The sequence below is a fragment of the Peribacillus sp. NPDC097197 genome (assembly GCF_050278025.1).
GTDB lineage: Bacteria > Bacillota > Bacilli > Bacillales > DSM-1321 > Peribacillus.
The window spans coordinates 437674-450907 of the sequence record NZ_JBNNST010000001.1; the positions used below are offsets into that span (position 1 = coordinate 437674).

The 13234-nt window shown below is 44.8% G+C and carries 15 protein-coding genes; 7 read left to right on the forward strand and 8 right to left on the reverse strand.

Annotation, left to right across the window (positions count from 1 at the left end; genetic code table 11):
• The first annotated feature begins 260 nt into the window (after positions 1–260).
• A complete protein-coding gene (locus ACQKL6_RS02090; RefSeq protein ID WP_402989993.1) occupies positions 261–797 on the forward strand; it encodes a GNAT family N-acetyltransferase in 537 nt (178 codons plus the stop codon).
• A 123-nt stretch (positions 798–920) separates the two neighbouring features.
• A complete protein-coding gene (locus ACQKL6_RS02095; protein WP_402954320.1) occupies positions 921–2426 on the forward strand; it encodes a leucyl aminopeptidase in 1506 nt (501 codons plus the stop codon).
• Positions 2427–2462: 36 nt separating this feature from the next.
• On the opposite strand, the gene ACQKL6_RS02100 is transcribed toward ACQKL6_RS02095, so the two are convergent.
• Positions 2463–2861: a hypothetical protein gene (locus tag ACQKL6_RS02100; RefSeq protein WP_402871049.1), complete on the reverse strand. Its 399-nt coding sequence runs from the start codon at positions 2859–2861 to the stop codon at positions 2463–2465.
• A 241-nt stretch (positions 2862–3102) separates the two neighbouring features.
• Between ACQKL6_RS02100 and ACQKL6_RS02105 the strand changes: the two genes are divergently transcribed.
• The 5 genes from ACQKL6_RS02105 (at position 3103) to ACQKL6_RS02125 (ending at position 7216) form a co-directional block, all read left to right on the forward strand.
• Positions 3103–3852, forward strand: coding sequence for a GTP cyclohydrolase II (locus tag ACQKL6_RS02105; protein ID WP_402954312.1), 750 nt, complete (start codon positions 3103–3105; stop codon positions 3850–3852).
• Between the two features lie 15 nt (positions 3853–3867).
• Positions 3868–4962, forward strand: coding sequence for a bifunctional diaminohydroxyphosphoribosylaminopyrimidine deaminase/5-amino-6-(5-phosphoribosylamino)uracil reductase RibD (gene ribD / locus ACQKL6_RS02110; protein WP_402989990.1), 1095 nt, complete (start codon positions 3868–3870; stop codon positions 4960–4962).
• 21 nt (positions 4963–4983) lie between these two features.
• Entirely contained in the window at positions 4984–6078 is a 1095-nt protein-coding gene (locus tag ACQKL6_RS02115; protein ID WP_402954309.1) for an FAD-dependent monooxygenase, read from the forward strand.
• A 16-nt stretch (positions 6079–6094) separates the two neighbouring features.
• On the forward strand, positions 6095–6661 hold the full coding sequence (locus ACQKL6_RS02120; RefSeq protein WP_402871341.1) for a 5' nucleotidase, NT5C type: 567 nt from the start codon (positions 6095–6097) through the stop codon (positions 6659–6661).
• Between the two features lie 162 nt (positions 6662–6823).
• Positions 6824–7216 (forward strand): hotdog fold thioesterase, encoded by a 393-nt coding sequence (locus ACQKL6_RS02125; protein WP_402871057.1) that lies wholly within the window; start codon positions 6824–6826, stop codon positions 7214–7216.
• Between the two features lie 52 nt (positions 7217–7268).
• Here ACQKL6_RS02125 and mnhG read toward each other — a convergent pair whose 3' ends face one another.
• The 7 genes from mnhG to ACQKL6_RS02160 are packed head-to-tail and all read right to left on the reverse strand — an operon-like array spanning position 7269 to position 12991.
• Positions 7269–7607: a monovalent cation/H(+) antiporter subunit G gene (gene mnhG / locus ACQKL6_RS02130; RefSeq protein WP_402954303.1), complete on the reverse strand. Its 339-nt coding sequence runs from the start codon at positions 7605–7607 to the stop codon at positions 7269–7271.
• Positions 7591–7827: a Na(+)/H(+) antiporter subunit F1 gene (locus ACQKL6_RS02135; RefSeq protein WP_402871344.1), complete on the reverse strand. Its 237-nt coding sequence runs from the start codon at positions 7825–7827 to the stop codon at positions 7591–7593. The genes mnhG and ACQKL6_RS02135 overlap by 17 nt, the downstream gene beginning before the upstream one ends.
• 47 nt (positions 7828–7874) lie before the next feature.
• Positions 7875–8351: a Na+/H+ antiporter subunit E gene (locus ACQKL6_RS02140; protein WP_402871061.1), complete on the reverse strand. Its 477-nt coding sequence runs from the start codon at positions 8349–8351 to the stop codon at positions 7875–7877.
• 6 nt (positions 8352–8357) lie between these two features.
• On the reverse strand, positions 8358–9839 hold the full coding sequence (locus tag ACQKL6_RS02145; protein WP_427650448.1) for a Na+/H+ antiporter subunit D: 1482 nt from the start codon (positions 9837–9839) through the stop codon (positions 8358–8360).
• Positions 9832–10173: a Na(+)/H(+) antiporter subunit C gene (locus ACQKL6_RS02150; RefSeq protein ID WP_402871066.1), complete on the reverse strand. Its 342-nt coding sequence runs from the start codon at positions 10171–10173 to the stop codon at positions 9832–9834. Before ACQKL6_RS02150 ends, ACQKL6_RS02145 begins: the two co-directional genes overlap by 8 nt.
• The gene (locus ACQKL6_RS02155; RefSeq protein ID WP_402871069.1) at positions 10173–10595 is read right to left on the reverse strand and encodes a Na(+)/H(+) antiporter subunit B; all 423 of its coding nucleotides are present in this window, start codon (positions 10593–10595) and stop codon (positions 10173–10175) included. The genes ACQKL6_RS02150 and ACQKL6_RS02155 overlap by 1 nt, the downstream gene beginning before the upstream one ends.
• Complete coding sequence (locus tag ACQKL6_RS02160; RefSeq protein WP_427650450.1) at positions 10592–12991, reverse strand: Na+/H+ antiporter subunit A; 2400 nt, start codon at positions 12989–12991, stop codon at positions 10592–10594. The genes ACQKL6_RS02155 and ACQKL6_RS02160 overlap by 4 nt, the downstream gene beginning before the upstream one ends.
• Positions 12992–13234: the final 243 nt, after the last annotated feature.

The window sequence follows — 13234 nt, forward strand, 5'->3', positions numbered from 1 at the left end:
TTTATAAAGTAACGGTTAGACGGAAAAATATTCATTCTTACTAATACTTTCCATCATATCCTCTTGATTCCCTGCTTATTGGAAATAAATATGATCTTTCTTATACTATTTCTCTAAAGGGCGGCTTTCTAAACTACTTCCTTACTAGGCAGGTGAAATAAAGCTAAGATTTAGAAAGAAGAGGCGATTCTTTAGAAGGTCTAGGTAGGTCGATAAAGAATATGAATAGTAATCATATGTTTTATAAGGAGGAGATAGTATTGTCTATTTCAAAAGACCCGGTTAGTTACATGGTTCGTCCTGGAAAACTGGAAGACTCCGAGGCGATTTTAGACATCCAGAAATCCGTTGTGTCAGAAGGTGAATTCCTAATCGCGTTATCCACAGAGTTCAATAAAACATCTTCCCAACAAAGCGAATGGGTTCAGAGCATATTGGATCATGAAAGAGAAACATTACTGGTAGCTGAAAGTGAGGGAGAAGTCGTTGGTTGGATAGTATTCGAAATGGCCAAAAATAGAATGCGATTGTCCCATACAGGCACCTTTGGCATGATGATAAGAAAGGGTTACAGAGAAATGGGGATTGGAAGTATGCTACTACAGGCATTATTGGATTGGGCAGAGAGCAATCCCTTCATCGAAAAAGTGAGTTTAGGCGTTTTCGCATCAAATCACGGTGCTATTTCTTTGTACAAGAAAATGGGGTTCATTGAAGAAGGTCGCAAGGTTAAAGAATTTAAAATGAGTGAAAATGAATATGTCGATGATATCCTGATGTACAAACTGGTTAAGTGAAATCGAATGGATCATCTCGTTTAAATGAATGAAGCGGGCATTTTAAATCCACTTTGTGCATTGAATTCGGAAATTTCGGGGAATTTGGTTATAATAGGAGTATTCGAATGGAGGCGTATCAGAATGTTTACAGTGAAACATACATTAAACTTAGATGTTACGGAAGAATGCCTGTTAATGGGTGTGTTTGATCGGCCGATTAAATTCACGGGGATTGGGCAGGAAGCGGATGAGAAATTATCGGGACATCTTACACAATTGGTGAAGGATGGTGATATCTCTTCCAAGAAGAAGTCCATCACTAAAATACATACTTTAGGAAAACTAGGCGTAAAGAGGCTGATTTTTGTCGGTCTAGGGAAAGAAAAAGAACTATCTTTCGAGACTTTAAGGGAAGCTTTAGGGAAGGCCCGCAAAGTGGTGGCTGAATCAAGGCTTACCACAATCAGCATCGCTTTGGACACCTTCACGACTGAACAGTTGGACGCACTGGATGCGGCGCATGCATTCTCCGAGGCATTTGAGCTGGCAGGCTATAAATTTGCCGGGTATAAACAGAAATCGAACCAGATAGAAAAAAGTTTGGAAGCCATCACGGTTTATAGTGAGTGCCAAACGGATGAAGTGGGAGCGGCCCTACATGTCGGCCGTGTGTTTGGGAAAGCGACGAATTCAGCGAGGACGCTAGTTAATACACCTGGGAACTTACTGACTTCCACGGATTTAGCGAACTATTCCATGGAATTGGGGGACCGGTATGGATTCGAGGTTGAAATCCTCGAGAAGGAAGACATGCTCAAGCTTGGAATGGGTGCTCTTCTAGCGGTCAATCAAGGATCGGTCGAACCACCGAAAATGATCGTCCTCAAATATCAGGGAAAAGAAGAATGGACGGATGTAATCGGGTTGGTCGGAAAAGGAATTACCTTTGATACAGGAGGTTACTCATTAAAAACGAAGGCTGGAATCGTTGGAATGAAAACGGATATGGGCGGTGCAGCGGCCGTCTTGGGTGCGATGGAAATCATCGGGGAATTGGGCCCGGATCAAAATGTCGTTGCCGTCATTCCTTCTACCGATAACATGATCAGTGGAAATGCATTTAAACCGGATGATGTGATTACCGCCATGAGTGGTAAAACCATCGAGGTGCTGAATACGGATGCCGAGGGACGGCTTGTATTGGCGGATGCCGTGACATATGCGAAACACCATGGTGCGGAATACCTTGTCGATGTTGCCACCTTAACGGGTGGTGTTATAACGGCCTTGGGCAATGATATGACAGGTGCCATGACCAATAACGTGGAATTCTATGAACAAGTTCAAAAGGCCTCTGAGGAAGCCGGTGAGCCAATGTGGCGCCTGCCGATTACCGAAAAGGATAAAGAGCGTGTGCGTAATAGTAAGATTGCGGATTTGAATAATTCGCCGGGAGGAGCCGGGCATGCCATCATGGGTGGTGCCTTTGTCGGTGAATTTGCCGAATCGACCCCATGGGTCCATCTCGATATTGCGGGAACATCCACGACAGCGAGCGCAAATGAACTGGGTACGGCCGGGGCGACTGGAGTCATGACCCGTACCCTTGCCCTTCTTGTGGAAACATTCAATCCGGGCAAGAACTAGGATCGATGCCGAAGCCGGAAAGAGGCTTCGGTTTTTTCATATGTTGCTCCACTTCAAACTGATGATGACATGGCAATTTATCTCTCCTTTTTTCGGATAAAAATCAAAACGGATGCCATCGGGATTGTACTTGATATCTGGTTCGTTTTTAATACCTGTCTTTTTGATCATGTCGGTGACGGCAGCCGTTTTCGATTCTTGGGCGGCGGACATGAGCCGTGTCGAAAATGGTTTGGACGAGGCAATCATATCCACTACTTTTTTTGCATCATCCATTAACGATTGCGAAGATTTAGCCGATTGAATCAAGAGGTCGGGGTTTCCGGCGGAGAAAGGGCGAAGCAGCGGATCTACCTGATTGCGATAAGGCATTCCCCAATCACGGTTTCTCTGGAAAAAATCTTGGTCGAAAAAAAAATAAGGGATATCAGCCAAAGGTTTGCCTCCCTTTCCTATGTCTTTCCATAGACAGGTTTATTATATAGGTTAAAATATGAGTGGATGTAGAAGATTATGATAGTGTTTTAGAAAGCCGTTTTTCTTACTTGGAAAATAGAAAGAAGTGTACACTATTATTTGTAAAAATCCTCACTTGGTAGTATACTTAAAATACTTGCTTACCTTAAGTAAGTAGCGAGACCGTACTATATAAAACTAAAAAATAGGTGATTTTACTATGAAAATAACAAAGCAAATAAAAGACCTTTTAATAGATAAAATGAACATCCTGAAAACACCGGGTAAAGATGATCTATGCCTGGTCGGTCCCGTGAATCTCCCTGTTAAGCAAGGTGACTTTTCGGCTGTCTTCCAATGGTACACCTGGCTTCAGCTTGATGGCGAGGATAATGTTGAAGAAGCAGTGCTCGAATCGCTTTCGACTGCCAACTTGGCTTTTGGCCAGCAATCTTCGGTATTGGTGTATGGTGATTTCGAGAAAGCGGAGGATGCACTCGTCCGTATGCACAGCATCTGCCATACGGGGGATATATTTGGCAGTCAACGTTGTGATTGCGGATACCAGCTTCACCAATCGATGAGGATGATTGCCGACGCCGGAACCGGCGCCATTTTTTACCTTGCGGATCATGAGGGAAGAGGTATTGGCTTATTTACAAAATCATTGGCTTACTTGCTTCAGCAAGAAGGATTTGACACCGTTGAAGCGAACCATGCTTTGGGATTCGAAGATGATACAAGATCTTATGAAGGAGCGATCACGGTGTTGAAAGCTCTGCGTCATAAACCCGTAACGCTGATTACGAATAATCCTAAAAAGCTGGCAGCGCTTAAGGAGCATGGCTTGACGGCGAAGAATCATATCCCGCTTTGGGGTGGTTTGACTGAAACGAATAGTTTCTATCTGGATACAAAAATCAAGAAATCCGGGCATATCCCACTAGAGGATCCCACTGTAATTGTGTGAAGGGGAGCTGTGATGATGAATAATGATCAATATTACATGAAACTGGCTTTGGACCTAGCGGGCAGTGCTAAAGGGAAGACGAACCCGAACCCCATCGTCGGGGCTGTTATTGTGAAAGACGGCGTGATTGCCGGAACAGGGATTCACCGCAAAGCCGGTGAACCGCATGCCGAGGTCCATGCATTCAAAATGGCGGGAGAGTATGCCAAAGGTGGAACTTTATATGTGACGCTTGAACCTTGTTCCCATTATGGGAAAACACCACCATGTGCGAACTTGGTGAAGGAATCGGGAATTAAACGGGTCGTAGTGGCCATGGAAGATCCCAACCCGGAAGTTGCAGGGAGAGGAATCGCGCTTCTTAAAGAGGCAGGCATTGAAGTAGAAGTGGGCATTTTGGAAAAAGAAGCACGAAGGCTGAATGAACGCTTTATCCATAATATGACGACAGGGCGGCCTTTTGTCCTGTCCAAATTTGCGATGACGCTCGATGGGAAGCTGGCGACCCACACTGGACATTCGAAATGGATTACAGGGGAAGAATCCCGTCACTCGGTCCACTTGCTACGTAATGAGGTCGATGCAATTTTAGTCGGCATCGGAACGGTCCTGGCCGATAATCCATCCTTGACGACCCGGCTTCCTGAAGGCGGGGGAAAAAATCCGGTCCGCATCATTTTGGATAGTGAACTCCGCGTACCTCTAGATTCCCATGTCTTACAGGTAGAAGAAGCGAGAACGGTCATTGTCACGCATGAAAATGCCTCGTTGGAAAAAATCGCCTCCCTAAGCGAAAGAGGAGTCGAATTCATCATGGTCCCCAAAACAGAAGCAGGGTTGGATTTGGAGATCCTGATGGCCGAACTATATAAAAAGGGGATAACGGATGTCTTGCTTGAAGGCGGAAGCGAGGTAAATGCTTCATTCTTAAGGGCAGGACTCATCGATAAATATCTAATCTATGTAGCTCCTAAACTATTGGGTGGAAGAAACTCACTTACTCCTTTTTCAGGGGACGATGTAGATCAAATGGATGAAGCCTTGGATGTTTCCATCTCTCATGTTGATACGTTTGGGGAAGACATCCGCATAACGGCTTATCCAAAATAAAATAGACAACAGGTGAGAAGCATGATGGGTAAAACGGATGTTTGCATTGTTGGTTCAGGACCTGGAGGGGCGCTTTTAGCCTATTTATTGGCCAAACAGAACATTTCGGTCATCCTCCTTGAGCGAAATCAGGCAGTCGCACAGGAATTTCGAGGGGAATTCTTAAACGATGAAGGGGAGAGCATCCTTAAAAAGCTTGGCTTATTTGCGAAAGTGGAGAATCTGGGCCTGCTTAGAATGGAACAGATTGAATATTGGCAGGAGGGGCGACTGGTAAAAGAGATTTATCCGGACGACCATCAAGATAATCTGGGCATTCATGTTCCGCAGAAGCATCTGTTGAAGGTGATCTTGGATGAAGCTGAAAAGTTAGATTCCTTCCACTTGATGCTGAACACGAGGGTGACAGATCTCGTCCAGGACAAAGAGGGGCGGTTCTGTGGAGTGAAAGCCGTTAAGGATGGGAGTGAATTCACCATTCAAAGCCGATTGATTGTCGGGGCGGATGGAAGGTTTTCAACGGTCCGGAAAAAAGCGAAAATCCCGGTTGAGGTCAAGAACCACGGCTATGATTTACTCTGGGCTAAAATACCGGCCCCTTACGGATGGAAGCCATCGATCAAGAATGCATTGGTCAATGGTTCCCAGTTGGCACTCTTCACTCAGGCGGGGGGTTTCATCCAAATCGGATGGAATATAGAACATGGTTCGTACCCTCAGCTTCGGAAACAGCCTTTTGAACCTTTTATTGAAAAGTTGATCATGAATTTCCCAGAGTTACGGAGTGTAGTCCGTGAAAATATCCAATCCTGGCAGGACTTCATTTTATTGGACGTTCATAGTTGCTCATGTGAAACGTGGACCAAAGATGGTGTTCTGCTAGTGGGGGACGCGGCCCATACCATGACCCCCACTGGTGCTTTCGGACTCAATTGTGCCCTTGGGGACGCTGAGCTAGTGGCCCAACAAATTTATGAACACATCCTTCTGGGAGATAGCGGATTAACTGGGCTCAAAAGGGCGGAGCCAAAAAGAAGAGCTTATATTGAAAAGCTACAGGCCTTACAGGTGGACATGGAGAAATCTTTTGAATCCTTGTTTACCGCGTATGTTTAAATGGAGAGTGAAGAAGATGAGATTCGGTTTTGATATAGATGATACTTTGATTAATTTAAGGGAATATGCATTCCAGTTATATAATGAAAAGCTCAATAAAAATGTAGAGTTAACAAAATTCAAAGCCTTGAAAACCTTGGAGATTCATGAATTGTTCGAGATGAGTAAAGAAGAAGGCGGAAAAATGTGGAATAGCCTTGCCGAAGAAATCTATTATTCCTCGTGCCCGGCGTTTGAGGGGGCAGTGGAAGCATTACAGACCCTTGAAAACGAAGGACATGAAATCTTTTATATTACGGCAAGAAAAGCCGAGCATGGTGAACGGACGAAACAATGGATGATCGAGAATGGATTCCCTGTAAAGGACGACCATTTTTATTGCGGCATGAAAGACCATGAAAAAATTGAAACGATCAAGAAATTGGAGCTGGACTATTATTTCGATGATAAACCGGCCGTTTTGGAAACGTTGGTGGGCATTCAAACGAAGGTATATGCCATCGATAATTCCTATAACCGTGAGATAGAATCCATCCCTAGACTGACAAACTGGTCGGAGCTGAAGCAGGTTATATCCAAGTAAGACAGGCATGCATATGAGATGGAGGATGACTGGAAGGTACCCGGATCATCCTCTTTTTTCATCAATAATGAATGGTTATTCATTTATATCTGTTATAACTCACCCAGACAAGGTAGAATGGTTTTAATGATAGAATTCTAAAATGAAAGGGATGGGTCTAAGATGGATATCAATGTGGAAGGTTCGTTGATTGGCGCACTTGGGATAGAAATGAAGGAATTGAGTAATGGGAAAGTCATTGCGACCATGCCCGTCGACGAACGGACAAAACAGCCATTTGGTCTATTGCATGGAGGCGCATCGGTCGCCCTGGCCGAGTCGGTTGCGAGCATCGGTGGTTTCCAGCTGGTCGACGGCACGAAACAAGCGGTCGTCGGGCTTGAAATCAACGCAAATCATGTAAGGGGTGTCCGTTCGGGCCTTGTCACTGCAGAAGGGAACATCCTTCATCATGGGAGAACGACCATGATATGGGATGTGAAGATCCGGGATGAAGAAGGAAACCTGGTCTGCGTTTCCAGATGTACGCTGGCAGTCATCGACCTGCCAAAGTGAGAGTGAACAAAAAGGAGCTGCCGTTGGGTAAAACGGCAGCTCCTTTTTTGCTTCATCGGCTTTTCTTCAAATCATCCTGGACACTTTGATCCCACATTTTAACGCCAGAATGGTAGGCGGAGCGGTTGATCAAATGTCCGGCTACTGGACTGGTCATGAAGATGAAGATGATGGCTAGTACGACACGGAAATCGAAATGACTGTGCTTGTAATAAAAGTATAAGAGTGTCCCAATCAGGATGAACATGATCCCGAGGGTGGAACTTTTGGATACGGCATGATTTCGTGTATAAACATCAGGCAACCGGATAATGCCGAAGGCGGATACCAAGAATAGAAAGACACCGATCAAAATAAAGCCTGCAGAAAGAATTTCAGCGATTTCGGTCATTTTCGATGATCTCCCCTTTCTCAAGGAACTTGGCGAAAGCGACCGTTCCGATAAATGACAGGATGCCGAGCAACAGGATGGCTTCTAAATAAGCATTCGTATCCATGACGATGGATGCGAGCGCCACGAGAGCGATGAGGTTGATGCCCATCGCATCCAGGGCAATGACCCGGTCAGGAACAGAAGGTCCTTTAATTAACCGGTATAGAAACCCGAGCATGGATAGTGAGACACCGAGCAAAGCGATTTTAAGTAAAAGATCGAACATTATTTGCTCACCTCCATGATTGCTTTTTCAAATGTGTATTTAATGCTGTCGACGGCTTCTTCTTTATCAGCGATATCCATCGCGTGGATATAAAGGATGCGATTGTCTTCCGAAACCTCCACAACCAGGGTGCCTGGGGTCAGCGTGATTAAATTGGATAGGACGGTAATCTCCCAATCCTTCGTAAGCACGGTCTCGTATGCGAAGATACCCGGTTTCATATCGAGCCTTGGCTTAAGTATGACCTTAAGTACGCTAATATTGGATAACAGGAGCTCCCTGGCGAAAATGAAGAACAGCCGGATGACGGCATACACTCGGTTGAGATAAAAACGGCTGGTGAAAAAATGACGGAAGATAAACAGGATGCCAAGTCCTAAAACATAGCCAATGATGAAGGTGCTTCCGTTGAATTCATTTTTCAAAAACATCCAGATGATAGCCAGGAATACATTCAGTAAAATTTGAAAGGACATCAGGCATTACTCCTTTAAAACCGCATCGATATAAATATCGGGATTCATTAATGTGTCAACGGCTTGTGAAATATAGGGGTAAACCGCTTCTGTTCCCACTCCGTATAAGACGGAAATGGCGACAAGCAGGACCGCAGGGACAAGCATTGTGTTGACCGTTGCCTTACCTAGGGTATACGCGACTTTCGGGGTTCCCCAAAAACCGTGTATGAAAATTTTCATCACAGAATATAAGACCATCAAACTTGATAGCAAGACCATTGCCAAGCCAATATAGGCTCCTTTGTCGGCTGCCCCTTGAAGGATCATCAGCTTGCCGGCAAATCCGCTGAATGGAGGGATTCCGGCCAGTGATATGGCTGCGATGAAGAAGGTCCAGGCAAGGCCAGGATATTGCTTGATCAATCCGCCCATATTCCGTAAATCATCAGAGCCACTGATCTTAATCATGATGCCCACCAATAAAAACAGTGCGGCTTTGATCAACATGTCATGAATGATGTATAAGATCGATCCGGATAAGGCTGGTTCATTCATCAACGAAATTCCGAAGATGATGACGCCGACGGCAATGATGATATTATAAATGATGATTTTTTTAACATCCCAATAGGCGATTGCACCGATGACTCCCATGATGATGGTTAAAATCGCCAGGACTTGGAGAAACATATGGGTGAAATCTTGGTCATGATGAAACATGAGTGTATAGGTCCTGAAAATGGAATAGACCCCGACTTTGGTAAGCAAGGCTCCAAATAAGGCCATCACGGGGATAGGCGGTGCATAGTAAGAACCCGGAAGCCACTGGAATAGCGGAAAAATGGCTCCCTTCAAGCCAAAGACGATCAAGAAGCCGATCGCGATGACCGATAGGATGGCAGGTTGTCCTGCCTCTGCTATCCGCTGACTCAGGTGTGCCATATTCAACGTGCCGAGCACCGAATACAGATAAGCGACCATGATGACGAAAAAGGAGGAAGAAAGAACATTGACGATGATGTACTTCAATGATTCCCTTAGCTGAATTTTCGTTCCTCCCAAGACAAGGAGTACGTAGGAGGCCATCAACATGACTTCAAAAAAGACGAATAGGTTGAACAGGTCACCGGTAAGGAATGCCCCATTCACGCCAATCAGTAAAAATTGAAAGACAGGATAGTAATAATGGGCCTCACGTTCTTTCCCTATGGAGTAAAACGAGTAAACCAGTATCGCCAATCCAATGATATTCGTGGTCAGAACGAGTAAGGAGGCAAGCATGTCAGCGACAATCACAATACCGAAAGGCGCATCCCAGCTGCCGACTCCCAGTGTCAAGATCCCTTCATTATGAACGGAAAGGACCAAATAGATAGCAATCCCGATTCCGATGAGGGATGAAATGAAAGAAATCCCTCGTTGAAGCTTGATTTTTTTTGAAAAGAAAATAAGGATGATGCCTGTAAAAAGCGGTAATAAAACAGGCAATAATGGTAGATTAATCATTTGTGTCGGTACCTCTCATTTCTTCCATATCATCCGTCCCCAGTTCCTGGTAGGTGCGGTAGGCAAGCACTAATAAAAAGGAAGTGACGCCGAAGCTGATGACGATCGCCGTTAAGATGAGAGCTTGTGGAAGCGGGTCAACATAAGACGTCGCCACATCCCCAAGCAATGGGACGGAACCTCCTTTTAAACCACCCATCGTTAAAATCAAAAGATGGGCCCCATGACTAAGCAACCCTGTACCGATGATGATCCGCAAAATGCTCTTGGATAGCATCAAGTAGGTTGCACACATAAATAGAATTCCTATGACAATGGCCATTAAAAGTTCCATTATTCACTCTCCCCTATCGTTTGAATAATGGTCATCGTTACACCAACAACCACGAGGTAAACGCCTAAATCAAAAAGTACCGCTGTATGAAGCGAGATGTGACCAAGGATGGGAAAATCGATATAACGGTACACATGAGTCATGAGCGGAACCCCGAACAGGAGCGAACCGGCTACAGTCAGGGCAGAGATGAATAAACCTGCACCTATCATCAGTTTATAGTCAATCGGCAAGATCTCCGCGACGGTTTTAATGTCATAGGCGAGTAAAAGAAGGACAATCGCCGCTGATGTCATCAATCCGCCGACAAACCCGCCCCCCGGTGAGTAGTGGCCGCCTAAAAAGATGGAAACGGAAAAAAGTAGGATAACAAAGGCCGCAACCTTTGTCACCGTTTGAAGAATCAAGTCATTTTGTTTCATGATTTATCTTTCCTCCCAGTCAGTCGCAATTTAATCATCGCGAAGATCCCGAGTGCTGCGATGGAAAGAACACTTATTTCAAACATCGTATCAAGTCCGCGGAAGTCAACGAGAATGACATTGACCACGTTTTTTCCTCCTGCTTCCTTATACGCATTTTCAAGGTAATAACTTGAAATGGAAGCAAATAGCTTATTGCTATGCGCTGATAAAGCAATCAATGTGACGATCACGCCAACGCCAATTGAAATCAAGGCATTATTCAACCTGAATGTCATCCGCTCTTCCTTCCTGCTTGCAAGTAATGGTAAATGGAAGAAACAGAGCAGGAAAAGCGCGACGGAGATGGTTTCAATGACAAGTTGCGTCAATGCCAAATCCGGTGCTCTAAGCAAGACGAAAAATAGGGAAATGGTATAGCCGACCGCCCCTAAGAGGATGATCGATGTTAAACGGGATTTCGCAAATAGAATGGCAATCGATCCAATCACGATGATAGCCGCCAAAACGACTTCATAGACGCCGAATGGAGCAAAGTTTCCTGTATCGAGTACAAAGGCATCTTTCCAGTAAAGGGAAAAGCCTAAGGAAAGGATGAAGAAAAGGAAAATCGAGAGCAGATAGTTTCGAATCGACCCTGTCATGAGAAACTTCATGATGGTAGATGCCGAGCGTTCCATCCCCTTTAATCCATGATCATAAAGGGAGTTCAATGAAAAACGGTCTGGCACTATCCGATAGATGCCGTTCCATTTGGATAACGTTTTGTATAAAATGATCCCTACCACAATGATTCCGATCGTCATCCATACTTCCGGCTGGAAACCATGCCAGAATGCGATATGAACATGATAATCCGGGTCTGCCAAGCTTGGCTGTATACTCGCCACAGCCGGCTCGATGATTGACGAAGATAGTAGATTAGGGAAAATCCCGAATACAAGGACCAAAGACGCAAGGATAATCGGTGAAATCAACATGCCAATCGGTGCTTCATGCGGTTTCTTATCCAAATGTCGAAGTTTCCCTGTAAAAGGCTTAAGAACGACAATCATGCTGTAAATGAAAGTGAAAACACTAGCAACCCAAGCCACTACCGGGAATAACACGCCCCATGTCTCCATATTGAATATATCCAGTTCCAATACATTCACCATGGCAGCCAGGAACATTTCCTTACTTAAGAACCCATTGAACGGAGGAAGCCCGGCCATGGAAAAGGCACCGATGATGGCCACCGTAAAGGTGATGGGCATCAGCTGCATCAAGCCACCAAGCTTGCGGATGTCCCTTGTACCAGTTTCGTGGTCAATAATACCTGCCACCATGAATAGACTTCCTTTGAAGGTTGCATGGTTAATCAAGTGGAAGACGGCGGCCACTGTTGCGGCCAGGTATATATTGTCTCCCAGCGTGTCATAGTGAAGGGCAGCGGCTCCGATTCCCAATAGAGACATGATCAAACCAAGCTGACTGACGGTGGAAAAGGCAAGAATCCCCTTTAAGTCCGTTTGTTTCACAGCTGAGAATGAACCCCAGAATAAGGTGACCAACCCGGCAATCGAAACGAGCCAGAACCAGACACCGGATTCCGCAAACACCGGGCTTAGACGGGCAACCAGATAAATGCCAGCCTTGACCATTGTCGCGGAATGGAGATAGGCACTGACTGGTGTCGGTGCTTCCATGGCATCAGGTAGCCAGATGTGAAATGGGAACTGTGCCGATTTAGTGAAGGCACCCAGTAAAATGAGTAGAAGAGCAGGGATGAAAAGCGGATGATCCAACAGTTCGCTGCTTTGAGCTATCAGTTCCCTTATGCTGTAGGTGTTTCCCATGATGGAAAGGAGCACGATTCCCCCAAGCATGCTTAATCCGCCAAAGACGGTGATCAGCAGGGATTTTTGAGCTCCATAACGTGAGCGTTCCCTTTCGTTCCAATACCCAATGAGTAAAAAGGATGACAAACTTGTAAATTCCCAAAATGAATAGAGAACGATTAAATTGTCGGAAAGGACCACACCAAGCATGGCGCCCATGAATAGTAAGAGAAAGACATAAAACTGGTTCAGTTTTTCTTTTTCTTTTGATAGATAAAAGATGGAATACAAAATAACGAGTGAACCAATCCCCGTTATGAGCAGAGCGAACAAAAGACCTAGTCCGTCTACATAAAAGTCAATATGTATTCCTAGTGAAGGAATCCAAGTAGCCCGTTCAGTTATGGTCTCCCCTTGTTTGGTTGAAGAAATGAACCGGGAAAAATAGCTAAATAGAAGAACGGGTAAAATCAGTACAAACCAGCCAGTATGTATTCGACGTAAATACTTGTATAAAAACGGTATTAAGATGGCCAAAAGAAATGGTGATAATACCGCCCAATGAAGCAAAGACATAAACTCCCCCCTTATAAACGAAGTCATCGCCTTATCATGCATTTTTTTACACAATCCTAGACGGTAAAGTATCTTCGTTGAATGTGTTTTTTTTATATGTGTTACGTGTCATTCCTAAAAGTATAACCCAATTTTTGAGGGTTTGCATGACATAAGGAGCGAGGAATACTGATTGATATCGAGTTTTATATATAGGTAGAAAAGGAGCGTGAAACGGCTCAAAAAATATTTTCAGAGGGGTGC

What these genes read in the sequence shown, in the direction of transcription:
- ACQKL6_RS02125 (WP_402871057.1), top strand. Translation starts at nt 6,824, where the DNA reads ATGGATATCAATGTGGAAGGTTCGTTGATTGGCGCACTTGGGATAGAA.
- ACQKL6_RS02150 (WP_402871066.1), bottom strand. Translation starts at nt 10,173, where the DNA reads ATGGAACTTTTAATGGCCATTGTCATAGGAATTCTATTTATGTGTGCA.
- mnhG (WP_402954303.1), bottom strand. Translation starts at nt 7,607, where the DNA reads ATGACCGAAATCGCTGAAATTCTTTCTGCAGGCTTTATTTTGATCGGT.
- ACQKL6_RS02140 (WP_402871061.1), bottom strand. Translation starts at nt 8,351, where the DNA reads ATGTCCTTTCAAATTTTACTGAATGTATTCCTGGCTATCATCTGGATG.
- ACQKL6_RS02120 (WP_402871341.1), top strand. Translation starts at nt 6,095, where the DNA reads ATGAGATTCGGTTTTGATATAGATGATACTTTGATTAATTTAAGGGAA.
- ribD (WP_402989990.1), top strand. Translation starts at nt 3,868, where the DNA reads ATGAATAATGATCAATATTACATGAAACTGGCTTTGGACCTAGCGGGC.
- ACQKL6_RS02155 (WP_402871069.1), bottom strand. Translation starts at nt 10,595, where the DNA reads ATGAAACAAAATGACTTGATTCTTCAAACGGTGACAAAGGTTGCGGCC.
- ACQKL6_RS02115 (WP_402954309.1), top strand. Translation starts at nt 4,984, where the DNA reads ATGATGGGTAAAACGGATGTTTGCATTGTTGGTTCAGGACCTGGAGGG.
- ACQKL6_RS02145 (WP_427650448.1), bottom strand. Translation starts at nt 9,839, where the DNA reads ATGATTAATCTACCATTATTGCCTGTTTTATTACCGCTTTTTACAGGC.
- ACQKL6_RS02095 (WP_402954320.1), top strand. Translation starts at nt 921, where the DNA reads ATGTTTACAGTGAAACATACATTAAACTTAGATGTTACGGAAGAATGC.
- ACQKL6_RS02105 (WP_402954312.1), top strand. Translation starts at nt 3,103, where the DNA reads ATGAAAATAACAAAGCAAATAAAAGACCTTTTAATAGATAAAATGAAC.
- ACQKL6_RS02160 (WP_427650450.1), bottom strand. Translation starts at nt 12,991, where the DNA reads ATGTCTTTGCTTCATTGGGCGGTATTATCACCATTTCTTTTGGCCATC.
- ACQKL6_RS02135 (WP_402871344.1), bottom strand. Translation starts at nt 7,827, where the DNA reads ATGCTCGGGTTTCTATACCGGTTAATTAAAGGACCTTCTGTTCCTGAC.